We start from the raw sequence: 24440 nt of genomic DNA on the forward strand, positions 1-24440 counted from the left end.
CTCCCCCCCCTCCCCTCCCAGAAGCCCCGGCCGCGCGCGCAGCCGGGGCTTCGACCTGCACGGGCGCGAGGGACGTGCGTGGTGCGGGCGCACGGCGGCAAGTTCGGGGGCGATATGCGAGGGTTTTCTCGTGGTTTGGAGCACATCGCCCAAAGCTCATGAACGTCACGCCTGTTCAGAAGCGCACGAAGAGATCATATCCCCTATTGAGGATAGCCACAACGACCCGAACTTACCAAAATCGACCGCGGCTCTCGAATCATCCCGCAACGGACGCGTGGCATCGGCGCTACGATTGGGCGGCAAAAAGCCGATGCACGCGCATCAGCCCACGCAAGAGGCTCACCATAGCGATTGAAAGCCGGAAAAGAAAAAGCCGCGCACCCTCGGTGCACGGCCTGCGAATTCGTGGAGCGGGTGACGGGAATCGAACCCGCGTCATGAGCTTGGAAGGCTCAGGTTCTACCATTGAACCACACCCGCGTTTTGCGCGGCGACTATTGTACCGCAAGTTCGCCCGATGCGAGCGAAATAATCCGAGAAGAACCACGAGGTGGCCATGACCTCTCCTTTGAGCGACTACAACCGCAAGCGCAACTTCGACCGGACGGCGGAACCGCCCGGCACGATGGAACCGCGCCCCGAGGAGGACGGAGACGGGCGGCTCCGCTTCGCCGTGCAGCACCACCTGGCGTCGCGCGACCACTACGACCTGCGGCTCGAATGGAACGGTGCGCTTATGAGCTGGGCTGTTCCCAAAGGACCGTCCTACAACCCGCGCGACAAGCGGCTGGCGGTGCGGGTGGAGGACCACCCGCTGGACTACCGCACGTTCGAGGGAACCATCGCGCAAGGCGAATACGGCGGCGGCTCCGTCATGCTGTGGGACGAAGGCTACTGGGAGCCGCTCGTGGACGTGGAGGAAGGGTTGCGCGACGGCGATCTCAAGTTCGTGCTCGACGGGCACCGCCTCAAGGGCGCGTGGGTGCTCGTGCACATGAAGCCGAAGGGTCGCGAACGCGACAACAACTGGCTGCTCATCAAGGAGAAGGACGACCTGGTCCAACCGCGCGCCGGCATCGAGGGCTTCGACACGTCCGTGCAGACGGGGCGCACGATGGACGAGATCGCCCGTGGGGAGGAGGAACGCATCGTCGAGAACCCGTTCGATAGCGTCGACGTGGAACTCGCCAAGCTCGTGAGCGCGGCCCCGTCCGGAGACGATTGGGTGTTCGAGGTCAAGTACGACGGCTACCGCATCGTCGCCTACCTCGAGGGCGGCACGGCGCGCCTCGTCACGCGCAACGGCAACGACTACACCGAGCGCTTCGGCGCCGTCGCGCGCTCGCTGGAGGATTGGGCGGGTCGGCGCGCGATGGTGCTCGACGGCGAGCTCGTGGTCGCCGACGAGGCCGGCAAGACCGACTTCCAGGCGCTGCAGAGCTTCCTGCGCGACCCTTCCGGCAAGCATCCCGCCTACATCGCGTTCGACCTGCTGGCGCTCGACGGCGAGGACCTGCGCGACCGGCCGCTCGTCGAGCGCAAGCAGCTGCTTGAGACGCTGCTGCAGGACGCGCCTGCCGACGTTCGCTACAGCGTGCACGTACGCGGCAACGGAGCCGAGAGCTTCCGCGCCGCCTGCGAGCAAGGCCTCGAGGGCGTGGTGGGCAAGCGCGCCGACGCGCCCTACCGCAGCGGGCGCGTCGGCGACTGGATCAAGCTGAAGTGCGGCAACGAGGAGGAGTTCCTCGTCGGCGGGTACACGCGCTCGTCCAAGCGCGCGCACGGCATCAGCTCGCTGCTGCTGGGCTTGCACGAGGGCGCGCGTCTCGCGTACGCAGGGCGCGTAGGCTCGGGCCTCGGCGAAGCGGCGTCGCGCGAACTGCTCGAGGCGTTCGAGGGCCTCGAGCGACCGGACGCCCCCTTCGACGGTGCCCCGAAGCCGCGCGCCGGCGAGCACGTCACATGGCTCGACCCCCAGACGGTCGTGCAGGTGAAGTTCTCCGAGCGGACGGAGGACGGCCTGCTGCGCCACCCCAGCTACCTCGGCCTGCGCACCGACAAGGATCCGCGCGACGTGCAGCGGGAACCCGCCGAGGAGCCTTCTCCGAACCCGACCGAGCGAATGGAGCCGCCTATAAGCACCGTCAACGAGAAGAGCGCCGAGCTGCATATCGACGGCGTGCGCATCACGAACCCCGGCAAGCTGCTGTTCGAGGATCCGCCCATCACGAAGGAGGACGTGGTGCGCTACTACGCCCGCATGGCCGAGCGCATGCTGCCCTTCGCGGGCGGCCGCATCCTCAGCATCGTGCGATGCCCGCGCGGCGCGGGCTCGGCCTGCTTCTTCAAGAAGCACCCCGGCCCCTCCACTCCGGGCGTGCGCACCGTTTCCATCCCCACGAGCAGCGGAGAGGACGAGCCCTACTTCTACGTGGAGGACGCCGCCGGACTCGTATACGAAGCGCAGATGGACACGCTCGAGTTCCATGTATGGGGCAGCAAGGTCGAAACGCTCGAGCAGCCCGACATGATGGTGTTCGACCTCGATCCCGACAAGGGCCTCGAGCTTGTGCAGGTGCGCCAAGGCGTGCGCGACCTGAAGGGCATCCTCGACGAACTGGGGTTGAGGACGTTCCTCAAGACGAGCGGCGGCAAGGGCTACCACGTGGTGGTGCCGTTCGAGCCCGCCGCGTCATGGGACGCGTTCTACGGTTTCGCGAAGCGCATCGCCCAGGTGATGGCCGAGAAATGGCCCGACCGCTACACGAGCAACGTGCGGCTGGCGAAGCGAACCGGCAAGGTGTTCATCGACTGGATGCGCAACGGGCGCGGCGCCACGAGCATCGCCCCGTACTCGCTGCGCGCCCGCAGCGGCGCGCGCGTGTCCATGCCGCTGGCCTGGGACGAGCTGGACGAGGTGGCCCCGAACGCCGTGACGATGGCCGACGCGCTCGCGCGCATCGAGGGCGTCGATCCATGGGACGGCTACTTCGACGTGGACCAGGCGCTCGAATAGGAGGCGTGCTACGCTGGTCGGACCGGCGGCACGCTCACACGCGCAGCGAGCCGCGGAACCCGCGCGAGGCGTAGTAGGATTCGGCGCCGTTATGGAAGGTGAACACGCGGTTGTAGCGGCGGTCGCAGAACAGCGCGCCGCCGAGCGCGCGTACCGACTCGGGCGTTTCGATCCAACTCGACGTCTTGGCGTCGAACTCGCCTAGCTCCTGCAGCGCGCGGTACTGCGCCTCGGTCAACAGCTCGATGCCCATCGCGGCCGCCGTGTCGACAGCGTTGCCTGCGGGCTTGTTGCGTTTGCGCGCTTCCCAGGCCGCACGGTCGTAGCACAGGTTCCGACGGCCCGTCGGCGTTTCGGGCGAACAGTCGTAGAACACGTACTCGTCCGCCGTCGGGTCGTACGCGACCACGTCGGGCTCGCCGCCCGTTTCTTCCATAGCAAAGAGCGCGGCGAGCTTGCCGTCGTCCGCTTCCAGCTTCGCCCGCACGCCGTCCCAGGCGATGCCGGGATGGAGGTGCGCATTGCGCTCGAACCGCGCACGCAGCACGTCCAGCAGCGCGGTGCGCTGTTCGTCGGCGAGGGTGTTCTCGATTTCCATGGCGGATCCTTCGGTCGCAGGTGGTCGGTCGTTTCCGCCATGGTAAAGCGCCAGCCAGCCTGCGTGGGGCAGCGCGCGCAACGCGCGGCAAGCCGTTACCGGACGGCCACCCCGCCTACATGGGCTTGAGGTTCCTCTCGAGGCGGTCGAGCATCCACGCGAGGCGGTTGGCACGACCGGCGTCCGTCTTCGCGCCGAAGTACGCCTTCGCGTAGGTGGTGCGCACCGACGGCGACATGGCCTTGAAGTTCGAGCATGCCGGCTCATGGCCTTTCAGCAGGCCCTCGAGCTGCACCATCTGCTCCTCGGTGATCCCCGGCGCTTTGCGTGCATCCCAACGGCCGTCGCGCTTGGCGGCTGCGATCCTCTCGCGCCCGCGATCGGTCATGAGGCCCTGCGCCTCGAGCTGCTCGGCCAGCGCCTTGTTCTTGTCCGACCACGCGCTCTGCGGCGTGCGGCGCGCGAAGTACTTGCGGTAGGCGGCGGCGTCGATACTCTGCATCTGCCCGTCGATCCACCCGAAGCACAGCGCCTCCTCCAACGCCTCGGCTGCCTTGAGCGTGACGGGGCCGCCCTTCTTGCCGAACAGCAGCCACACCCCGGCGCTCGTCTCGCCGAACTCGTCGAGCCACGTCCGAAACGCCGCCCGATCAGGGAAAACCAACGGCTCATCCACGCTGCGCCCCTTTCGCGATGTCCAGCGCGTACAACTCGCGCGCCGAGTCGAAGGAGAACCCGTTGGACAACAGCGCGCCGCACGAAGCCTTGTTCTCGGGTTCGGGCTGCACGATGACGCATCGCGCGTCGGCGCGCGCCGCGATGCGCTCGACGAGCGCGCCGACGATGGCCGACCCGAGGCCTTTGCCCAGATAGGAGGTCTCCCCGATGAGGTAGTCGATGCTGTATACGCCTGCCACGTCCAAGTCGCCGTGCCAGTCCTCGCCGCCGCAGGCATACTCGTAGAATTGGCAGAAACCGATGGGCTCGCCGTCCGCTTCGACGATGAAATGATGGAGGAACGCATACTCGTCGTGGCGCTTGCATACCTCGTCGATCCACTCGAGGGGATCGCCGTACCAAGCGGCCACATGGGGACGTGCCAGCCAGCTTTCGAACAGGGGGAGGTCGTCGTCTTGAAACGCTCTCAGCGCGAGGCTCTTGGTCATGGGCTCTCCGTCATTCGGGGACACCGGCACGATCGATCGAGATAAGCGGTCGGGACGACAGGATTCGAACCTGCGACGTCCTGCTCGAAATCCCCGCAACTCTCATACAATCCTGTCCGGAAATGATAGCACACCGTTTCGCTGAAAGCCCGATCTCGCGGCATGAAGCCGCTCGCACTAGATCGCATCCGTGACATAGTTGGCCGGTTGCGCGTTTCCAGCCATTGCCGAACGCACCATGGATGATGCGATGACCCGAGCTCGGAGCGCGTGCATCAGCAGATCGAAGGAGACCGGGTTGTCTGTCATGATTCGAAGACGCGCTTCGTCCGAGTTCTGCTATACTAGCTCCTGCCGTTTTTCGCGTCGGGACGTGGCGCAGTTTGGTAGCGCGCCTGCTTTGGGAGCAGGATGTCGCAGGTTCGAATCCTGTCGTCCCGACCATTTTCCCTCATGCACGCTTTTGACAAGCGAAATAGCTTCGATTGGGTGCACATGGTTGACAAAAGCGTGCATCAAGCAGCAATTCGCACAACTTCTACAAGCGCTCGCCCCGTTTTCACCCGCAGCGCGGGACGTGGGCCGCTTCGAGGATCGAACGCAAGCGCTCGGGCCGCATGAGATCGTCCCAGCCGATGCGCACGAATCGGAACCCGAGATTCCCTATGGCATTTTGCCGTTGCCGCTCCCTTTCCAACACTTCAGCATAATCTTGCCGATACTTCAGCTTGCCGTCGAATTCGACGACGACGGAGCCGTTGTCTCCAAGCCGCCTGCATTGGAGAAAGCGCCCGAACCGGCTATCGCTTCGATAGAGGCTCTTCCGCACGGCTTCAGAAGGCCAGAGCCCGTCGACGCGACCGAGATGCCTCCCGTTCGAAGGATCGAGGATGTTGACCTGCAGATAGGGAATCTCGAAGCCAAGCTCGGCGCAACGGGCGACCAGCAACGACTCGGCCGGCGATTCAACCTGGTCGGTAAAGTACAGGCCCGCCTTCAATGCGCTGCGCACTCCGCGTTTTCTGCCATTGACGAGGCAGAGCTGCGCGAAGCCGAGCCAGAGGAGCTCGGCTTCCGGCGAAACGAATCCGGTCATGCGCGCAGCGCTGTAGTTGGCAAGGAAGTCAGGGGCTTCCACGTCGAGCGTGCGGATATCGAGCGCAGTGGGGATGCCCGCTTCCCCGCCCTCAGAGGTTGCAGGCTCCCATACGAGCGCTTCGGTCGTCTTCTCGTCCAGATCCCTGAACGCCACCAGACCGCCCTGCGCTTGCGCGGAAGAACGTCGCAGCAGATAATTCGCCGCTAAGAGCGCATCCGGCAAAGGGGAGGTCGAGGCGCATTCGAAGAGCGTTTGCGCAACAGGGTTCGATGAAGCTTCCAGCGAAGCCTCGTGAAAAGCGCAACCGTCCTGCTTGCTCTTGGCGTGGCTTCGCGCGCCGCCGAAATGCAAAGGAGCTCCGTTCAGGACCGGCGTCCCTTCAAGAGCGGCTGCGGTGATCCCCCACGCCCGAAGCTTCGCATGCGTCGCGAGAAACGCCTGGGCACGGGCCCGGTATCTTCCCGAGATGTCGAGCGCCGCGTACTCCTGCGCATCTATGTACGCGCCGCGGAACAGGCGTACGAGACGATGCTTCTCGGCCTGCTGTCGAAGAGCTTGCCTGCTCATGCTCGAATTCGAATGCGTGATGATTCCGGACATGCTGCCTCTTCCCGTCGCGGCGAAAACCGATCGTGCCGCTCATGCACGCTTTTGTCAAGCGATCACGCGCTTTTCAGGCAGTTTTGCTTGTCAAAAGCGTGCGCGAACGGAGCGCTTGCCGACGCAGGCTCACCGCCCGCTTGGTGCGAGCTTCGCGCGCAGCTGGCGCAGGGCGTTGCCGCGGTGGGACACGGCGTTCTTCTCCTCGGGCAGCGCCTCGGCGAGCGTGCGGCCGTCGTCGAACACGTCGGGCAGAAACAACGGGTCGTAGCCGAAGCCGTGCTCCCCACGCTCCTCGTGTCCGATGCGCCCCTCGACGGTGCCGTGCGCGACCGTCTCGGCGCCGTTCTCGTCGATGAACACGAGCGTGCACACGAACCGTCCCGTGCGCTCCTCGTCGGACACGCCGGCCAGTTCCGCAAGCAGCTTGGCGTTGTTCGCCGCATCGTCGCACGGATCGCCCGCATACCGCGCCGAGTACACGCCCGGCGCGCCGTCGAGCGCATCCACGGCCAGCCCGGAGTCGTCAGCGAGCACGGCCATACCGCCGCTCGCCGCGCGGGCGGCCTGCGCCTTGATGCGCGCGTTGCCCTCGAACGAGTCGGCGTCCTCGACCGGGTCGGAATCAAGCCCCAGATCGCGCAGCGTGCGGAACTCCCAACCGGGAAAGTCGAGCGCCGTGGCGATCTCCTCGGCCTTGTGCGCGTTGTTGCTGGCGATGACGATGGTCTTCATGCGATGAGGCTCCTTCTCCTTGGGTGATGTGCGCTACGAGGGAAACGCGACGCGCCCGACCCGGTCGATATCCGTGCGGAACACGCGCGCGCCGAAGCTGCGGAACTCCTCCACGTCCTCCCCCGTCGTGTAGAAGTCGTAGCAGGGCTCGTGGTCGTCCGAGGCCAGCGCGCCGCGCCGCGAGAGGATGTGCGCCACGTCGTGCGCGGCCTCCTGCGCCGACGAGATCAGCGTCACGTCGCGCCCCACCACGCCGCCGATAAGCGCTTTGAGCAGCGGGAAATGGGTGCATCCCAGCACGAGCGTGTCGATGTCGCAGCGGCGCAGCGGCTCGAGGTACTCGCGGGCGATCTCCAGAAACGCCGGGCGGATGTACACGGTGGACACGAGCGACGTGAAGTCCTCGATGGGGCCCTCGGCCATGCGCAAACCCTGTTCGGCGATCTCCACGAAACGCGGCGTGGCCGTGGAGAACACGGTGATGCCGGCGTCGAGGTGGCGGATGGCCTTCGTGTACGCGTCCGACTCCACCGTGGCCTTCGTGGCGATCACGCCCACGCGGCGGTTCTTCGTGGCGTGGGCCGCAGCGCGGGCGCCAGGCTCCACCACGCCGACGACCGGCACGGGAAACGTCTGCTGCGCGTGGGACAGGCCGGCCGCGGTGGCCGTGTTGCACGCGATGACGACGAGCTTCACGCCGCGCCCGACGAGCCACGCGCCGATCTGCTGCACGAAGCCGTCCACCTCGTCGAGGCTGCGCGGCCCGTAGGGGCAGCGCGCCGAGTCGCCGAGGTACACGATGGACTCGTTCGGCAGCTCCTTGGCGATCTCGCGCGCCACGGTGAGCCCGCCGAATCCGGAGTCGAACACGCCGATGGGCGCGTTGTCGAACCCTGCGGCGCCTTCGGCGAGGGACGGCGCGGTCGTTGTCTCGATGGTTTCCATCGCCCCAGTATACCGCAGGGTTCGTTCGTTGTTTGCATTCGACACCCGCCGGTCATAGTTTCTGCTAACCTGATGCATGAGCGGAGAAAGCACGATGAGAAACGAGGCGAAGCTTATGAAGGTTCTGCTGATCAACGGAAGCCCGAACGAGAAGCGCTGCACGTACACCGCGCTCAGCGAGGTGGCCGGCGCGCTGGAAGCGCAGGGCGTCGAAACCGAGGTCGCCTGGATCGGGCGCGAGCCGGTGCGCGGCTGCCTGGGATGCGGCGGCTGCTCCAAGCGCGGCGACAATCGCTGCATCTTCGACGACGACGTGGCGAACGGCCTCATCGAGAAGGCGGTGGATGCCGACGGCCTCGTCGTGGGAACGCCGGTGTTCTACGCGGGAGCGAACGGCGCGCTGCTGGCCGTACTCGACCGCATGTTCTACGCCGCCTCCAAGGCGCTGCGCTTCAAGCCCGCGGCCGCCGTGGCCTCCGCGCGGCGCGCCGGCACCACCCCGGCCATCGACCAGGTCAACAAGTACTTCCAGATAAGCTGCATGCCCGTGGTGTCGTCGACCTACTGGCCCATGGTGCACGGCCAGAGCGTCGAGCAGGTGCGCGAGGACGCCGAAGGCATGCAGATCATGCGCGGCCTCGGCACGAACATGGCCTGGATGCTGCAGGCGACCGCCTCCGTGCCCGTGCCCGAAATGGAGCGCAAGATCGTGACGAGCTTCATCCGCTAGCGCAGGCGCGAGGGAACCATGGCCAAGGAATACGATCGCAAGACGAATGCGATGCGCGTGCTCGACGCGGCGGGGACGCCTTACCGGGCGCGCTTCTTCGATTGCCCGGAAGCGCTTTCGGGCGTGGAGGTGGCGCGCATCCTCGAGCTCGACCCCGACACCGTGTTCAAGACCCTCGTCACCCAGGGGAAATCGGGCGAGCACTACGTGTTCATGATACCCGTGGCCTGCGAGCTCGACCTCAAAAAGGCCGCTGCCGTCGTGGGCGAGAAGGCCGTGGCCATGATCCGCTCGCGCGAGCTGCTCGGCCTGACCGGATATGTGCACGGCGGCTGCTCGCCGCTCGGCATGAAGAAGGCCTTCCCCACCGCCATCGACGAGACGTGCCGGCTCCACGAGCGCATCGCGTTCTCGGGCGGGCGCATCGGCTGCCAGATCGAGATGGCGCCCGACGACCTGGCGCGCGTGGTGCCCCTCGTCGCAGCAGACCTCACCGTGGTATGAAGAATGTCCCAAACGGGGACTGTCACCGTTTGGGACAAAAAAAACGGGCCCGCGCGATGCGGGCCCGTTGCCTTGGGTCGAAGCGGCCATCCTACCAGTGCGACACCACCGTGTCGCCGGACGAGAGCAGGCCGTACAGCTCGGCCGCCTTCGATGGGGAGAGGTTCACGCATCCGTGGCTGCCGAAGCCGTCCGCGTACATCGTGCCTCCGAAGCCCGAAGTCTGCCAGTCGGCATCGTGGAAGCCGATGTAGTTGCCCACGAAGGGCATCCAGTACTGCACCTCGGTCTCGTAGATCTTCTCGTTTCCATTGTAGCCGATAAGCTTCGAGGGGCTTGCCATCTGGTTGACCATGTAGACGCCCGTAGGGGTGTCGTGCTCGCCGTCGGGCTTGCCGGTGATGACGTCGGTTTCCCAGATGATGGCGCCCGACGCATCGTAGAAGCGCGCATGCTGCTCGGACAGGTCGAGATCCACATAGCGGCTTCCCCAATCCTGCTTGCCTGCGCCGTTGTACGCGTCGCCCGTCTGCGTGCACGGGATGTCCACCGTGTCCGCCGTGCCGTTCGCCACGCCGTCCTTCACAAGCGTGAGCAGGGCGTCCTTGTCAACCTCCCAGCCGTACGTGCCGCCGGCGACCGTGACCACCTTGCCGTCGGGACGCGTGTAGGTGCGCTGCGTGCCGACGGTGTTGCAGGCGGCCGCGAGCTCGTCCACCCACGCCGCGAGCGCGCCTTCGTCGAGCGTCACCGTGAGGTCGTCGGCAAGCGTCACCCATTGGGAGATGAGGCTCGCGTCCACCGTGCCCGCCACCGTGCCGGCCATGAGCAGCTCGAGGTCGGCCTTGATCATGGCGTTCGCCTCGTCGGCCGCCGCGGAGAGCTTCGGATCGGAGGAGAGCACCGTCGGCTTGAGCAGCTGCTCGGCGGTGAGCTTCACCTGCGGGTCGAGTCCCGCCACCGCTTCGTCGGCCGCCTTGATCACCGCGTCGGCATCGAGCGCCGTGCCCACGGCCTCGGGCTGCACGACGAAGGCGGCCTGAGCCTCGTCGAAGCCGATGGCCGCGTTCGTGGGCTGCGTGGCGTCCTCGTTGAACGTGGCCACCGCGGTGCGGATGGCGTCCTCGAGGCCCGTGCCGTTGTACGTGGCCACGAGCTTGGCCGTCTCGTCGTGATCCTTCCGCAGCTCGAACGGCCAGGCCCACGGGTTCATGTCGGACAGCATGTCCTTCACGACCTTGCCCTCGTCGATGGACAGCCCCGCATCGGTGGCGTCCAGCTTGAGCGAGAAGCCCTGCCCGTCGATGGACAGCTCGTAGTCCTTGATGGAATCGGTCAGCACCTTCTCGGCGTCGCCTGCGCTCATGAGCGACACGTTGAGGTCGCCGATGCTCGAGTTCGGCATGAAGCGGTCGGTGAAGTACCATGCCACGCCCGCATACGCGACCAGGAGCAACGCGACGATCACGCCGAGCGTGATGCCGAGGATCTTGAGGGGCTTGTGCTTGCGCTCGCGCACAGGACCCTGCCCCATATCGACCGGCCGCATGGAGCCGAGCGGTTGGAACACCTGGTCGGACGCGTAGCGCATCGGAGGCTGCTGCCCCGCTTCGCGCGGAGGCTGCGCAACCGGGGGCATGGCGGCCGTGGGCTGCACGGGAGGGACGGTGGGAAGCGGCTCGCTGTTCGCGCTATGATGAGCGCCGGCGGCGTGACGGCCGCGCGACGGCTTGTCGGACTTGTTTTCGCTCATAATCACTCTCATAGGTCTGGGTCTTCTGACCATTGTAGCAAGTCGAGGGTAATTCTCCTGTAACAAAACGGTTCGCTTTCCGGTTGGGCTGCGATTGTCACAATTTCGACACGGGGCGCGCATGAGACGTCCGCATGTCTTCCTCAACGTGCGGTTGAGCGTCGACTCGTCCACAACGCGTCGTCCACAACGCCGCGATCGTCCTTGACAAACGCGCACGCGCCGATAGAATGGATGTTCGCGGCGAAGCCGTGGAACATTGACAAGGTGGGCCTTCGACCCCGCACTTCTTCTGGGGGCGACTGGTTTCGACATGGTACGTTTGAAATGAGGAGCAGGTCGTGGTCTCCTCGCCACGTTAAACAGGGGTACCGTCAATTTAATTGGCAAGAACAACACTCAGAGCGCTCCGGCGCTCGCCATGGCTGCTTAATAGCGCCAGGCTGTCGGCCTTGGGATTTCCCCGCCCCTCGGTCCGGCATCAACCTAGGGGAATGCGCTTGAGCACGTAGCCGGTATGGCTCAGGCAAAGATCGAACCGGCTAGGGTGCGTCTCGCTTGTCCGCGGGCTGGCCGCATCCGAATCTCGACCACGGACTAAGCTTGTAGAGCCTCATGGAGAAGGTAGTATGGACCGGAGTTCGATTCTCCGCGCCTCCACCACCAATGACAGGACCCCGTCGGCTGCGCGCCGACGGGGTCCTTTGCGTTTGCGGGGTTGCGCCCGGGGTTACTTCTTCAGGAAGGACGTGAAGTCGAGCGCGCTCTTGATGTCGTCGAAAGCGCCCTTGAGCTCGGCTGCCACGGCGATGCCGTCCTTGTAGATGGCATTCATGTCGCTCGTGGCCTCGGCCACGCCCTCCTTCGTGATGCCGAGGTCGTAGGGGTTGTCCTCCTCGTCGGTGCCGGACCCCTCGTCCTCCTCGACGTAGTAGTACTCCGCCTCTTCGCCGTCCTCCATGAGCACGAACCCGATGACGTCGCCGTCCTCGTCCTCGATGTAACGCACGATGTCGTCATCGTCGAGTTCGAGCTCCACCAGCTCGTAGCCGTCGTCCTCGGCGCTCGGCTCGATGATGGCGACGTCCTGCACGTCGTCGGCCTGGCCACCCTCAAGCTCCTCGAGGGCGTTGGCTTGCGTGATCTCGGACACCGCGCCGGCGGTCACGTCGCCGTCCTCGCCGAGCGCGTCGGCGTCGTAGGAATCGAGGGAGCCCTCCTCGTAGAGCTGCGCCTCCTCGTCGGCCGCGTCGCCGTCAACGATATGGAAGCCCTCCTCGGACAGGTCGATGCCCACCGCCTGCGACGCGACGGCTGCGAGGCCCCCGTCGTCGCCGGAAAGCGACGTCTCTCCCTCGCCGTCGGGGCCTTCCTCGGCGAAGAAGCCCTCGTAGGCGTCCTCGAGGTCGGTCTCGTCGTCGGCCGGATCGAACTCCTCGTCGTCTTGGAACTCCTCGACGTCCTCGAGCTCCGTCTCCTGGTCGATCTGCTCGGCTTCCGTCTCCGCGCCGTCCTCGATGGTTTCCAGTTCCTCGTCCAAGCCCATGATGGCCTCCTTCGCGTCTGTAACGTTGCCGCAGCCTAGTACCGGCTGCGCTCCTTGAGCACGCGCTCCACCTCGCGGCGGGAGTCGCGCGCCGCCATGGTCGCGCGCTTGTCGTAGAGCTTCTTGCCGCGCGCCACGGCCAGCTCCACCTTCACGAGCGAGTTGTCCTTGAAGTACATCTTCACGGGCACGAGCGCCATGCCCTTCTCCTTGACCTGCTCCTGCAGCTGGCGGATCTGCTTCTTGTGCAGCAGCAGCTTGCGCTTGCGGTCGGGGTCGGGGTTGGCGATGTTGCCGTTCAGGTACGGCGGGATGTGCACGTTGTGCAGCCACACCTCGCCGTCGCGGATGAGCGCGAAGCAGTCGGTGAGCTGGCAGTGGTTGTCGCGCAGCGAGCGCACCTCGGTGCCCGTCAGCTCGATGCCCGCCTCGATCGTCTCGAGGATCTCGTATTCGTGGAACGCCTTCTTGTTCTTGGCGATGGTCTTCTCTTCGCGTTTCACGCCGTACCTCTACTCCACGCCCGTCTCGTCGAAGCGCTCTTGCGCGGTCGACTCGGCTTCGCCCTCGTCGTCGGTCACCGCATCGCCCATGCCCGGCACGAAGCAGGCGTCCTCGTCCAAGTCGAGCGCAAAGCGGACGAGCAGCTTCACCGTCGCGTCCAAGTCGTCGAGGCTGACCACCTCGGTGGGCGTGTGCATGTAGCGCAGGGGCACCGACACGAGGCCGGTGGGGATGCCGCTGCGGGTGATCTGGATGGAGCGGGCGTCGGTGCCGGTGACGCCGGGCTCGGCCTCGATCTGGTACGGCAGCCCCTCGGCCTCGGCCGCCGCCACGAGGCGCTCGAACACGGCGGGGTTGATGTTGGGGCCGCGCGCGATGACGGGGCCTTCCCCGCAGACGATCTTGCCGTACTTCGTCTTGTCGATGCCGGGATAGTCGGTGGCGTGCGTCACGTCGAACGCGATGGCCACGTCGGGGTTCAGGCCGTACGTGGACGTGATGGCGCCGCGCGTGCCGATCTCCTCCTGCACGGTGGCAGCCACGATGAAGTCGCCGGGCGCGCGACCCTCCTTCGCGAGCGTCTCGAGCACGCGCGCAGCGATCCACACGCCCGCCTTGTCGTCGAAGGCGCGCGAGACGGCCATGTTCTTGCCGAAGCGCTCGAAGCCCACGCCGAACGTGATGACGTCGCCCACCATGACGAGCTTCTTCACGCGCTTGGCCGGCAAGCCCAGGTCGATGACCAGCTTGTCGATGGGCGTGACGTTCTTGCGCTCGTCGGGCTCGATGAGGTGGATGGGCTTGCGGCCCACCACGCCGCGCAGCGGCTCGAAAGAGTTCGACGCGTGCACGTCCACGCGCATGCCCGGCAGGATGGCCGCGTCCACGCCGCCGACCGACGACACGGACAGGAAGCCCTCGTCGGAGATGTAGGTGACCATGAGGCCGATCTCGTCCATGTGCGCGGACAGCATGAGCGACGGGGCCACGCCCGTGCCCGACAGCCGCGCATGGACCGAGCCCATGACGTCGGTTTGGATCTCGTCGGCCGTGCCGGCCAGGCGCTCGCGCACGAGCTCGGCCACGGCGATCTCGGTGCCGGTGGCCGACGGGGTCTCGAGCAGTTGCTTGAGGAATTTGACCTGCTTGTTCTTCATAGCGCTCCCTGTTCTGGGCAAGGCCGCGCGGGCGCGCGGCACGTTCGTTCGGTATGGGACACAGTATAGCCCCTGCGACGCCTGAGCGGCTACCTCATCGCAGCGTTGACGCGAGGCCGTCACCGGAGCACCACGAAGCATCCGGGGCCGACGGCGCGCGACGGGCTGGCAGGCGACCTGGCGAGGGGCCTACCAGTACTCCTTCTTCTTCGCCCGCTTGCGCTCGGGCTTCGGCGGGCGGAAGTCGAGCGCCAGCTGACCGTCCTGCGAGGCGACGGACGCCTTCTTCCGCTCCACGCTGTCGATGGTCCACGACACGGCGTCCTTGCCGTACAGCTCCAGCATCTTGAGGCGCGCGTCGCGCAGGTTGCCCTTCGTGTTGGCGCGCGAGTCGCTTTCGAATTCGAAAAGCCCCGTGCCGCGCACGTCGGCGGCCGCGGGAGAGACGTAGTGGGCGATGTAGGTCTGCATATCCTTCCTTCAAAGGTCGTGGTTTTCGCACTGTTCGCATGATACCCCAAGGCGGCCGCGCATGCTGCGCGAACGCGCGAGAAAAGGGCGCGTTCACGACGACCTGACAGCCGCGAAACAAGGATGCAACCGCTTCGGGAAGCGGCCCGTCGCTTCCCTACAATGGCAGAAAAGACAGCAAAGGTGGACCCCCATGCCAAACTCTCACAGCACCTCGGCGACGCTTCGCCGCGAAACGCCGCTCCCCCTGCCGCTCGCCCGGTTCGACGAACCCCGGGAGGCGAACGCACCCGCGCGTCGCCCCCGGCCGAGCGCGCGCCGCGCCGCCGCGCCCGAAGCCGGCCGGCTCATCATCGTGTCGAACCGCCTGCCCTACCGCTTCGAGGACGACGGCGAGGGAGGCTTCGAGCTCGAGCGCAGCGTGGGCGGCCTGGCGACCGGCCTGGGGCCCTTGCACGAGCAGGACGGCAACCTCTGGATCGGCTGGGCCGACGCCGACGCGTGCATGGGCGACGAGGAGCGCGCGCGGCTGGCCGCGGCGTTCGAAGAGCGCGCCTGCCGGCCCGTCTTCCTCGACGACCACGACGCCGAAGCGTACTACGAGGGGTTCTCCAACTCGGCCATCTGGCCGCTGTTTCACGGATTTCCCCAGTTCACGCGCTTCGACGAAGAGGAATGGGAGGCCTACCGGCGCGTGAACGAGCGGTTCTGCGAGGCGGTGCTGGCCGAAGCGCGGCCCGGCGACACCCTGTGGATCCAGGACTACCACCTCATGCTGCTGCCGTCGATGCTGCGCGAGGCGCTGCCGGAGGCCTCCATCGGGTTCTTCCTCCACATCCCCTTCCCCGACTACGAGACGTTCCGCACGCTGCCGTGGCGCGACGAGATCGTGCGCGGCGTGCTGGGCGCCGACCTCATCGGCTTCCACGCATACGACTACGTGCGCCACTTCCTGTCGAGCTGCCGACGCGTGGCGGGCATCGAGAACACGAGCGGCACCCTCACGGTGGACGGGCGCATCGTGCAGGTGGACGCGTTCCCGCTCGGCATCGACTACGCGCGCTACCGCGACGCAGCGCGCACGCCCGAGGTGCGCGCGTCCATGGAGACGCTCGCGGCCGAGAAGGGCCACGAGGGCTGCAAGGTGATGCTGTCGGTGGAGCGGCTCGACTACTCGAAGGGCATCCCCGAGCGCATCGAGGCGTTCGACGCCTTCCTCGACCGATACCCCGAATGGAAGGGGCGCGTCGTGCTCATGCTGGTCACCGTGCCGTCCCGCGAGAACGTGGCGTCGTACCGCGCGCTCAAGAAGCGCATCGACGAGCTGGTGGGCCTCGTGAACGGCAAGCACTCCACGATGGACTGGACGCCCGTGGACTACTACTACCGCGCGCTGCCCTTCGAGCAGCTGGTCAGCCTGTACGCCGCGAGCGACGTCATGCTGGTCACGCCTTTGCGCGACGGTATGAACCTCGTGTGCAAGGAGTACCTGGCTTGCCACGACGGCAACGGCGGCGTGCTGGTGCTGTCGGAGATGGCGGGCGCGTCCTACGAGCTGCACGAGGCGCTGTGCGTGAACCCGTTCGACCGCGCGGGCATCGTCGCGGCCATGCAGCGGGCGCTCACCATGCCCGAAGACGAGCAGCGCAAGCGCAACGCGCCCATGCAGCAGCGCCTCGCGCGCTACACGTCGAAGAAGTGGGCGCGCGAGTTCCTCGCCGCCGTGGACGACGTCAAGCGCCGGCAGGCGGGCATGAGCGCGCACCTGCTGGGCCCCACGTCCGCCGGCAGGCTGCTCGAGGCGTTTGGCGGGGCGGGCCGGCGCGCGCTTCTGCTCGACTACGACGGAACGCTCATGCCGTTCTCGGACGACCCCGCGCACGTCGCTCCCGACGAGCGGCTGCTCGACGTGCTGGCGCGCCTGGGCGGGCACGCGGACAACGACGTGGTGGTGGTGTCGGGACGCGACCACGCCACGCTCGAGGCGTGGCTGGGGGCGCTTCCCATCGACCTCGTTGCCGAGCACGGCGTGTGGTTCGCCGCCCGCACCGCGGGAGCCGGGCGCGCCTGGACGCTGCAGGAGCCGCTCGACAACAGCTGGAAGGACGCCATCCGCCCTGTGCTGGCCGACTTCGTCGACCGCACGCCCGGGTCGCTTTTGGAGGAGAAGGACTACTCGCTCGTGTGGCACTACCGCATGTGCAGCCAGGAGCTGGCCGAACGGCGCGTCATCGAGATCAAGAACGCGCTGGGCGACGGCCTGGCCGACCGCGGCATCGCGCTGATGGACGGCAACAAGGTGATCGAGGTGAAGCCGCGCGGCGTGGACAAAGGGCACGCCGCCCACCGCTGGTTCCGCGATCCCGCATACGGCTTCCTGTTGGCCGCCGGCGACGACCGCACCGACGAGGACGTGTTCGAGGCCGCGCCGGCCGACGCCTGGACCATCAAGATCGGCGGCGGCCCCACCCGCGCCCGCTTCGCGCTCAAGGACAGCGCCGAGATGCGCCAGCTGCTGGAAGTGCTCGCGGAGGCCTAAAACGCGCGCGAGGAGCCGCGGAAGAGACAGCCGGCGTTTGGCGCGTCGAGGGTTTCGGGCGCGTCGGCGCCCGTGAGGAATGCGAGCATCCGGCCGAGCAGGGCGTCCAGCTCGGCCTCGTCGAGCGTGCGCGCGAAGCCGCTGTCGGCGAGGTTCTCGAACGCGGCGGCGTTGCGGTAGCGGATGCCGTCGAGGAAGAACGCCTTGCGCCGGTTGTCGCGATCGCGCACCACGACGACGGTCTGCGACGGCAGCGCCGCGTAGGCTGCTTCGTCCAGGCCGAGCTTCCGCTCGTACCATTCGGGCACGTTGCGCACGCCCTCGTCGGCGAAGAACTCCCGGATCTCCCCGCACCCCGCCAGCGGGTACGGCGGCAGGTCGTAGCCCCGATGGCGCGCGTACGCGTAGATGTAGCGGGATGCGTCGCCCACCTGCGCGCGGTCGCCCAGCACGAACGACAGCAGCTCGAGCAGCCGATGCGGCGACCAGCGGTCGCGCTCGAGCTCCAGCAGCCGCGCGAGGCCCGCGACGACGTCTCCCCCGTTGCCGGCCCCGTCGGGAACCGCGGCGCTCATCGTCCCTCGCTTCCGCCGTCATCCGCCATGATAGAGCGCAGCACGCACTCGAACGGCTCGCGGGCGGCGCGGCGCACGAGGCGCTCCTTCTGGCGGCGCGTGAGGCGCTTGAAGCGGTACTCGGCGCTCATGGCCTCGTGCTTCGTCGCGAACGCGGCTTGCGCGAGCAGATGCACGGGCAGGCGGCTGCGCGTGTACTTCGCGCCCGCACCGGCGTTGTGGGCGCGCACGCGCTCGTCGACGTCCACGGTGTAGCCCGTGTACCAGGTGCCGTCGGCGCACTCGAGCACGTACAGGTAGAACGACGGGGTTTCCGCCACCGAGGACTCCATGAGGTTACGCGAGCACCTTGACGACGATCTTGCGCACGCGGCCCGGCGCTTCGAGCGCGCACCCCGGCTTATGGGCGTCCTCGGGCGCGAGCACGGCCACGTCGCCCGCGCGCAACACGACGGAGCTGGGGCGATCCGGCGCGACGTACAGCCCGAAGTCGGCGTCTTCGTCGAACGGCTGTGCTTCGGCAAGCCCTTCGAGCGGCGCGTACTCCATGACCTCCTCGCCCGCCACGACGAACTGCACGTCGAAGTAGCGGCGATGCGCCTCCATGTCCTTCTCCGCGGCCGGGACGGTGTCGTATTCCTGCACGTTGGCGAACACGGCGTCCCCGTCGATGTCGACGCGGCCGAGCGGCAGGGCGGCCAGATCCTCCTGCGCCAGGAAAGCGTAAGCGGCCTGGAAGCGCGCGGAGCGGTAGTCGTGGTCGGCGGCGTGACGAAGCGTTGAAGCCAGCATGGACGGTCCTTTCGGTACGGGGTTGCGGTGCGGTTCGGTGCGCATCGCAGTATACACCCGGCTCCCGCTAACGCCGAGACCCTTCGGCGCGCGTGCAGCGGCGCGCGATGGCGAGCGTCGCGAGCGCGGCGAGCGCTGCCGCGGAAAGCCACGCACCTGCGGCCCCGTCGCCCGTCGAGGCCAAGGCGGCGGGCGACCCCGGCGTCGGCGTCCCGGTGCCGGCGCCCGCAGCGCCGCCTGCGCCCGCGCCGCCGCCCGTCGCGACAGGAAGGTTGCGAAGCGCTCCCGACCATGCGGAACCGTCGCTCGTCTCGACGCTCGCACGCAGCGTCCCCTCGTCGTCTGCAGCGATCGTCAAAACGAGCTCCACGTTCGACAGGACGTATCCGTCGGGAGCTTTCGTCTCCCGGATCTTGTAGCGGCCGGCCGGCAGGTCGGAGAACGTCAGCGTCCCCTCCGGGTTCGACGAAACCGCCTCGCACAGCATCGCCCCCGCCTCGTCGTACAAGGCGAATGCGGCGCCCGCAAGCGGAAGGCCCTGCTCGTCGGCCTTCGTCAGCGAGAACGAGGCGACCTTGAGCCGGTTCGTAATCGTGATCGCCGTGGCCGCCTCGGTCACGCTCGACTCGTAATCCAGCGGAACGCCTACCTCGGACACGGAGTACGAGAAGCTCTCGCCCTCGTTGTTGTACGCAGGCAGCCTCACCGAAAGATCGTCGCCTTGCGGCACGACCGCGTCCACCGACGCTCGCCATCCCGTCGCCCGCACAAGCTCCAGAGGCTCGCTTCGGGTCCACGCGTCGGCCGCGGTGACCGGCTCGCGCACCACCGTGTATCCAACGGAGCTGGGGCGCCGATCCGAATAGTCCACCTCCGCGCCGTTCGCGCCTCCCACGTTCACGGTATCGTCCCACTCCTTCGCGACGTCGAGGACGATCGACGGGGCCTTAACAGACGGCACCGGGAAGAAAGCGGTCTCGCCGTCGCCCAAGCGGTCGAGCGTCGTCGCCCCGTTCGCGGGATGCCAAACGTCCGGGCGGAAGCCACGCGCTTCGGTGTCGAGCCGTACGCGGTACTCGAGCACGATGCGCTCGTCGGAACCGAGGGAAAGGCCCGACATCCGGATCGCCCCGTCCTCGAACCCCACCTCCACCGACGAGGCGATCTGCGGGTTCTCGGCCCAGGTTCCATCCGGCCCCTTGCGGTAGCCGGCGAGCTCGTAGTCGTCAGGGCCGAAGCCCGACGCGCTCTGCTGCAGGATGACGCCCTCCCCCATCGGATCGGCCACCGTGCCGCCGCTGACGGTTTTTCCGATGCGCGACGCGACCCCCGCGAGCGCCTGGGAGAGCCCGGCGAGGTCGGCGTCGATAGCGACGTAGCGCGTCTCGCCGTCGGAAGCCATGTTGTACGCGGTGTATTTGCCGCGCGTCGAGGGGTCGACGCCGATGGAGAATATCTCGATGCCGCCGTCCTTGAGGTCGATCGCCGTGCCCAGCGTGAAGTTCGACAGCATCTGCCGATCGTCGGTCGGAACGGCGTTGGGATCGGACGTCGTCAATGAGGCGTAGTAACGCTCCGAGCCCGTTTGGAACGAGGTGATGTACGAATCGGCAGAGTAGCCGCCCATGGCGACGATCCGCCCGTCGTTCGGATACGCCGTCGCGCCGTCGGTCGGAAGGTACGCGCAGTTCGCGCTGCCGTCGCCCACATGGATGAGCAGATGGCGGGCGTCGGCGCGGCCTTGGCTTTGAAAGAGGCGCTGCGCCTCGTACAGCCCTTTCTGGACGAACGTTCCGCTGCCGCTTTTGGCGGTGTTCTCGAGAAAGCCCAGCACCTCGTCGGGGTCGGTTGCGAAGCCGCCCATCGCATACGCCTCGCGGTTGTAGGCGACGGCGGCGACCCGTATGCGCCCCGCCTCGAGCGGGTCGGCCACCGCGCCGAGGAAGTCGCGCACGCCCGCAAGCGCGTTCTCCAGCTTCGTTCCCGACATCGTGGACGAGAAGTCGATGACGAGCACCACGTCGACCGGGTTCTCGATCTGATTGCCCTTGATGTCGAGCGTCATGCCGAACAGGCCCTGGGAGCCGGGCACCTCCTCCGCCGATTTCTTCAAGAACGCAGCCCCGCGATCAGAAGACTCGTCGGGGACGATGACGTAGCCCTCGTCGTCCAACCGCACCGTGCCGCCCGCCTCGGGCAGCTCCGCGCCGGGCGTTTGGGGATAGTTCCACACGACGCCCTCGCCCGAGCCGTTCGCCAAGACGATGCCGTCGTCGCCTTCGTCGTACGAATAGCGCCCGTCGGGAACCGTCGTGACCGCGAACGAAGGCGCAGGCGCCAGCGCGAAGAAGAGCGCGATCGAGACGAGCAGCCCGATCAGCGTCGCCCTGCGCACCCCCTCGCCTCTCGAACCCGTGCCCGAAACGACGCGAACCATCGTAGCCATGCTCTCTCCTCACCGTGCGTGATCTCGCTTGCGCTTGCTCCACCGCGATCGCCTGGCGCGCGCCATCTCATCGCAGTTCGCTCATCGTAGCGTCTCCCGATTCTCGCGCGTCGAACGGTTGACGAGACCGTGCCAAACGGTTTGCAGAGCGTCACCCGTCGCGACGGCAGCGCTTGCGCATTCTGCTTGAAGTATCGCAGGGCCTCGTGGACGAAGGCGGCGGGGAAGTCGATAATGGCCTCATCAGCCCCGCGCCGGCATTGCGGCGCCGTCCACCGAAGGAGCAAGGCATGATCAACCAGTTCTGCAAGAAACCGCTGTGGGAATGCTCGAAAACCCTTTCCGCCGTGGCCCAGGGACTCGCGCCCGCCGACACGGTGATCAGGGGAGCGAAGCTCGTGAACGTGTGCACGGCCGAGATCCAGGAGGACGTGGACGTGGCCATCGCCGAGGGCCGCATCGCCTACCTCGGGCAGGCCGACCACTGCATCGGCGAGAGCACGCAGGTCATCGACGCGGAGGGGCAGTACATCGCGCCCGGGTTCCTGGACGGGCACATCCATGTGGAGTCGTCGATGATGGGCGTGGGCGAATACGCGCGCGCCGTCGTGCCGCACGGCACCGTCGGCATCTACTGGGATCCGCATGAGATCTGCAATGTGCTGGGGCTCGAAGGCGTGCAGGTGATGGCCGAGGACGCGCAGCGCACGCCGCTCAAGGCCATGATCACCACCCCCTCGTGCGTGCCCGCCGTGCCCGGCTTCGAGGACACCGGCTCGTTCATCGGACCCGACGACGTCGCCGAGACGATGGCGTGGCCGAACGTCGTGGGCCTCGGCGAGATGATGAACTTCCCCGGCATCCTGGGCAGCACCGACCACGCGCACGGCGAGGTGGGAGCGACGCTGCGCGCCGGCAAAATAGTGACCGGCCATTACTCCTTGCCCGAAACCGACCGCGGCCTGAACGCCTACATCGCCTCCGGCGTGCGCTGCTGTCACGAATCGACGCGTCCCGAAGACGTGCTCGCGAAGATGCGCCTCGGCATGTACGCGCAACTGCGCTACGGCTCGGCATGGAAGGACCTGCCCGTGCTGGGCGAGGCCATTCTGGCGAACGACATCGACACGCGTTTCGCCATGCTCGTGAGCGACGACACGCATCCGCACACGCTGGTAGCCGACGGACACCTCGACCACATCGTGCGAGTTGCCGTCGATCTGGGGATCGACGCCGTGACCGCCATCCAGATGGTCACCATCAACTGCGCCCAGTGCTTCCAGATGGACCACGACCTGGGATCCATCACCCCCGGCAAGTGCGCCGACATCGTGTTCCTGGACGACCTGGAAAGCCTGCAGGTCACCCGCGTGCTCATCGACGGCGACGTCGTGGCCGAGAACGGACGCCCGCTGTTCGACTTGCCGCCGTTCCAATTCCCGGAGTGGGTGACGCATTCCATGCATCTGGGCCGCGAGCTCACGGCGAAGTCGTTCGCCGTGGCCGCGCCCGAGGGCACGCGCGATGGCGATCGCGTGCGCGTGCGCGCGATCGAGGTCATCCCCGGGAAAGTGGGCACGAACGAGGTGCACGTCGACCTGCCGGTGGTCGACGGCCGATTGGAATCCGACCTCGAGCAGGACGTGCTCAAGACGTTCGTGTTCGAGCGCCATCACGAGACGGGCACGTGCGGTTACGGCTTCGTGAAGGGCTTCGGCATCAAGCGCGGCGCGATGGCCTCGACGGTGGCGCACGATGCGCATAACCTGCTGGTCGTGGGTACGAACGACGAAGACATGGCCCTGGCCGCGAGCACGCTCGCCGCGTGCGGCGGCGGCATGGTCGTGGTCGCCGACGGCGAGGTGCTGGGGTTGGTGGAGCTTCCCATCGCCGGCCTCATGGACGCGCTGCCCGCCGAAGCGATGAGCGAGAAGGTGCATCGGCTGGAGAAGACGTGGGCCGAGATCGGCTGCACCATGCCGTCGCCGTTCATGACGATGGCGCTGATACCGCTCGCCTGCCTGCCGGAGCTGAGGCTGACGAACCGAGGGCTGGTGGACTGCACCAAGTTCGAGTTCGCTGATTTGGTGGTGGAATAAACGGAAAAGGATGCGGACAGTCTGGCCGCTCATTGCAAGCGCGAGCGGCCAGATGGAATTGCTAGCCGCAATCCATGCTGTCAAATATCTCAAGCATCTGCGATTCAACAACCTGCCAACTGGCATCAAGGTCGACCGTTCTGACATGCAACGACCCTTCGGACAGTACGACATCCTCGCACAAACGCCTCCCGTTCAGAGGATAGAGCAGGCACCCATGCACCTCATGGAACTTCATCAATGAAGCGGTACGAGCATTCGACATGTAACTGTAAATCTGATATAGGTTTTCAGTTTTAAACTTGCTCCCATCGCGCAAGGCCTCCCGATAGTACTTCGCATCGATGATAAAAAGCCGAGACGAGCCGACGTCGGATATCGTTTCAATCCAGATGTCGGCTTCCATGCGGGGCATAAAGGGACAGATATCGGTGGAGTCTCGCGTCGCCCAGGCGATAGGTTTGTTCTTCTCGAACACGACGTAACGAGATCCTTTAAGACGCGGCAGCTCTTTGCGATAGAACGCTCGAGCGAACTTTTCAAAGATATGATTCAGCGTAGTTCGCTCCGAATCGCTCATGAGGACACCGTCAGCACCCTCCAAAGGAAGCGTATGGCGATAAAGCAGTGAGCAAAGCGATATGACGAATCGATATCGCGAGGTCGTGCGGTTGAATACGATGCGCGAGAGAACTTGCTCAGTCGGAGCGACAGGATCAATCTCCTCGAATGAGGGGTATGCCGCCCTAACCAGTCTCCGGGTTTCTGCATGCTCGCTGCACACGCTCATCAACGCATGCGCGACGATACCGTTCAGGTCGTTGTTGGTGGTGTACTCATCGGGCCTACATACCAGTTTTTGATCGAGACGTGCAACATGAGAGAAGGATTCCTTCATGTTCACAGGTCCTCTTGGAGAAGCAGTGCACGCCTCGAAAGAGACGTACTCGCGGGCAAGACCCAGCTGGGCGATGTTCTTCGCCTCACGCGCCACAAGATACGAAAGAAGGTCTTCGACTCCCTCGAATCGCCCCGCCTCACCCGTGAGGCATTCGTCGAGAAGGTAACGGCCACTCCATGCGTAGCAGAGCATATGATAGATATTGCGAACAGGGATTCCCCCGCATCGCAATTCTGTTGAACGAGTCACGATAAGTCTGAC

General features: G+C 66.3%; 21 protein-coding genes, 2 tRNA genes and 1 other RNA gene. 7 read left to right on the plus strand and 17 right to left on the minus strand.

Going from position 1 to position 24440, the window contains the following annotated elements; genetic code table 11:
- Positions 1 to 409 precede the first annotated feature (409 nt).
- Positions 410 to 483: transfer RNA gene (locus C1A15_RS12290), tRNA-Gly, on the minus strand.
- 76 nt (positions 484 to 559) lie between these two features.
- On the opposite strand from C1A15_RS12290, the gene ligD reads away from it, so the two are divergent.
- Entirely contained in the window at positions 560 to 3019 is a 2460-nt protein-coding gene (ligD, locus tag C1A15_RS12295; RefSeq protein WP_101723787.1) for a DNA ligase D, read from the plus strand.
- Positions 3020 to 3053: 34 nt separating this feature from the next.
- On the opposite strand, the gene C1A15_RS12300 is transcribed toward ligD, so the two are convergent.
- The 3 genes from C1A15_RS12300 to C1A15_RS12310 form a co-directional block, all read right to left on the minus strand.
- Positions 3054 to 3617 (minus strand): DUF4256 domain-containing protein, encoded by a 564-nt coding sequence (locus tag C1A15_RS12300; RefSeq protein WP_101722842.1) that lies wholly within the window; start codon positions 3615 to 3617, stop codon positions 3054 to 3056.
- A 115-nt stretch (positions 3618 to 3732) separates the two neighbouring features.
- The gene (locus tag C1A15_RS12305) at positions 3733 to 4293 is read right to left on the minus strand and encodes a YdeI/OmpD-associated family protein (RefSeq protein ID WP_101722843.1); all 561 of its coding nucleotides are present in this window, start codon (positions 4291 to 4293) and stop codon (positions 3733 to 3735) included.
- The gene (locus C1A15_RS12310; protein ID WP_101722844.1) at positions 4286 to 4783 is read right to left on the minus strand and encodes a GNAT family N-acetyltransferase; all 498 of its coding nucleotides are present in this window, start codon (positions 4781 to 4783) and stop codon (positions 4286 to 4288) included. Before C1A15_RS12310 ends, C1A15_RS12305 begins: the two co-directional genes overlap by 8 nt.
- Before the next feature lie 367 nt (positions 4784 to 5150).
- Here C1A15_RS12310 and C1A15_RS12315 point away from each other — a divergent pair.
- Positions 5151 to 5227, plus strand: a tRNA-Pro gene (locus C1A15_RS12315).
- Positions 5228 to 5342: 115 nt separating this feature from the next.
- Here the strand turns inward: C1A15_RS12315 and C1A15_RS12320 are convergent.
- The 3 genes from C1A15_RS12320 to murI all read right to left on the minus strand — a co-directional run bounded on the left by C1A15_RS12320 (position 5343) and on the right by murI (position 8162).
- The gene (locus C1A15_RS12320; protein WP_101722845.1) at positions 5343 to 6482 is read right to left on the minus strand and encodes a hypothetical protein; all 1140 of its coding nucleotides are present in this window, start codon (positions 6480 to 6482) and stop codon (positions 5343 to 5345) included.
- A gap of 129 nt (positions 6483 to 6611) precedes the next feature.
- Positions 6612 to 7217: an RdgB/HAM1 family non-canonical purine NTP pyrophosphatase gene (rdgB, locus tag C1A15_RS12325; protein WP_101722846.1), complete on the minus strand. Its 606-nt coding sequence runs from the start codon at positions 7215 to 7217 to the stop codon at positions 6612 to 6614.
- A 33-nt stretch (positions 7218 to 7250) separates the two neighbouring features.
- Positions 7251 to 8162 (minus strand): glutamate racemase, encoded by a 912-nt coding sequence (murI, locus tag C1A15_RS12330; RefSeq protein WP_101722847.1) that lies wholly within the window; start codon positions 8160 to 8162, stop codon positions 7251 to 7253.
- A gap of 115 nt (positions 8163 to 8277) precedes the next feature.
- On the opposite strand from murI, the gene C1A15_RS12335 reads away from it, so the two are divergent.
- Both C1A15_RS12335 and ybaK read left to right on the plus strand, forming a co-directional pair.
- Positions 8278 to 8892, plus strand: a complete 615-nt coding sequence (locus tag C1A15_RS12335; RefSeq protein ID WP_101722848.1) for a flavodoxin family protein — start codon at positions 8278 to 8280, stop codon at positions 8890 to 8892.
- A gap of 18 nt (positions 8893 to 8910) precedes the next feature.
- Positions 8911 to 9396 (plus strand): Cys-tRNA(Pro) deacylase, encoded by a 486-nt coding sequence (gene ybaK, locus C1A15_RS12340; RefSeq protein WP_101722849.1) that lies wholly within the window; start codon positions 8911 to 8913, stop codon positions 9394 to 9396.
- Positions 9397 to 9487: 91 nt separating this feature from the next.
- Here ybaK and C1A15_RS12345 read toward each other — a convergent pair whose 3' ends face one another.
- Entirely contained in the window at positions 9488 to 11149 is a 1662-nt protein-coding gene (locus C1A15_RS12345) for a L,D-transpeptidase family protein (RefSeq protein WP_245865018.1), read from the minus strand.
- A gap of 294 nt (positions 11150 to 11443) precedes the next feature.
- Between C1A15_RS12345 and ssrA the strand changes: the two genes are divergently transcribed.
- Positions 11444 to 11812, plus strand: a transfer-messenger RNA (tmRNA) gene (gene ssrA / locus C1A15_RS12350).
- 67 nt (positions 11813 to 11879) lie between these two features.
- On the opposite strand, the gene C1A15_RS12355 is transcribed toward ssrA, so the two are convergent.
- The 4 genes from C1A15_RS12355 to C1A15_RS12370 all read right to left on the minus strand — a co-directional run bounded on the left by C1A15_RS12355 (position 11880) and on the right by C1A15_RS12370 (position 14827).
- A complete protein-coding gene (locus C1A15_RS12355; RefSeq protein WP_101722850.1) occupies positions 11880 to 12695 on the minus strand; it encodes a hypothetical protein in 816 nt (271 codons plus the stop codon).
- Between the two features lie 35 nt (positions 12696 to 12730).
- The gene (smpB, locus tag C1A15_RS12360; RefSeq protein WP_101722851.1) at positions 12731 to 13198 is read right to left on the minus strand and encodes an SsrA-binding protein SmpB; all 468 of its coding nucleotides are present in this window, start codon (positions 13196 to 13198) and stop codon (positions 12731 to 12733) included.
- A 9-nt stretch (positions 13199 to 13207) separates the two neighbouring features.
- Positions 13208 to 14356, minus strand: a complete 1149-nt coding sequence (locus C1A15_RS12365) for a M42 family metallopeptidase (protein ID WP_101722852.1) — start codon at positions 14354 to 14356, stop codon at positions 13208 to 13210.
- A gap of 189 nt (positions 14357 to 14545) precedes the next feature.
- Entirely contained in the window at positions 14546 to 14827 is a 282-nt protein-coding gene (locus tag C1A15_RS12370) for a hypothetical protein (RefSeq protein ID WP_101722853.1), read from the minus strand.
- Positions 14828 to 15020: 193 nt separating this feature from the next.
- On the opposite strand from C1A15_RS12370, the gene C1A15_RS12375 reads away from it, so the two are divergent.
- Positions 15021 to 17366 carry a bifunctional alpha,alpha-trehalose-phosphate synthase (UDP-forming)/trehalose-phosphatase gene (locus tag C1A15_RS12375; RefSeq protein ID WP_101722854.1) on the plus strand — a complete coding sequence of 782 codons (2346 nt, stop codon included), beginning with the start codon at positions 15021 to 15023 and terminating at the stop codon, positions 17364 to 17366.
- Here C1A15_RS12375 and C1A15_RS12380 read toward each other — a convergent pair.
- The 4 genes from C1A15_RS12380 to C1A15_RS12395 form a co-directional block, all read right to left on the minus strand.
- Positions 17363 to 17941, minus strand: a complete 579-nt coding sequence (locus C1A15_RS12380) for a hypothetical protein (protein ID WP_245865019.1) — start codon at positions 17939 to 17941, stop codon at positions 17363 to 17365. The two genes, C1A15_RS12375 and C1A15_RS12380, sit on opposite strands and share 4 nt — an antisense overlap.
- Complete coding sequence (locus C1A15_RS12385) at positions 17938 to 18273, minus strand: GIY-YIG nuclease family protein (RefSeq protein ID WP_101722855.1); 336 nt, start codon at positions 18271 to 18273, stop codon at positions 17938 to 17940. Before C1A15_RS12385 ends, C1A15_RS12380 begins: the two co-directional genes overlap by 4 nt.
- A 4-nt stretch (positions 18274 to 18277) precedes the next feature.
- The gene (locus tag C1A15_RS12390; RefSeq protein ID WP_101722856.1) at positions 18278 to 18733 is read right to left on the minus strand and encodes a NanQ anomerase/TabA/YiaL family protein; all 456 of its coding nucleotides are present in this window, start codon (positions 18731 to 18733) and stop codon (positions 18278 to 18280) included.
- Positions 18734 to 18800: 67 nt separating this feature from the next.
- Positions 18801 to 21179 (minus strand): VWA domain-containing protein, encoded by a 2379-nt coding sequence (locus C1A15_RS12395; protein WP_101722857.1) that lies wholly within the window; start codon positions 21177 to 21179, stop codon positions 18801 to 18803.
- Positions 21180 to 21469: 290 nt separating this feature from the next.
- Here C1A15_RS12395 and ade point away from each other — a divergent pair, with 290 nt between their 5' ends.
- Positions 21470 to 23278, plus strand: coding sequence for an adenine deaminase (ade, locus tag C1A15_RS12400; protein WP_101722858.1), 1809 nt, complete (start codon positions 21470 to 21472; stop codon positions 23276 to 23278).
- A 61-nt stretch (positions 23279 to 23339) separates the two neighbouring features.
- On the opposite strand, the gene C1A15_RS12405 is transcribed toward ade, so the two are convergent.
- Positions 23340 to 24428 carry a 5-methylcytosine restriction system specificity protein McrC gene (locus C1A15_RS12405; RefSeq protein ID WP_146001856.1) on the minus strand — a complete coding sequence of 363 codons (1089 nt, stop codon included), beginning with the start codon at positions 24426 to 24428 and terminating at the stop codon, positions 23340 to 23342.
- Positions 24429 to 24440: the final 12 nt, after the last annotated feature.

The sequence above is a fragment of the Eggerthella timonensis genome (assembly GCF_900184265.1).
GTDB lineage: Bacteria > Actinomycetota > Coriobacteriia > Coriobacteriales > Eggerthellaceae > Eggerthella > Eggerthella timonensis.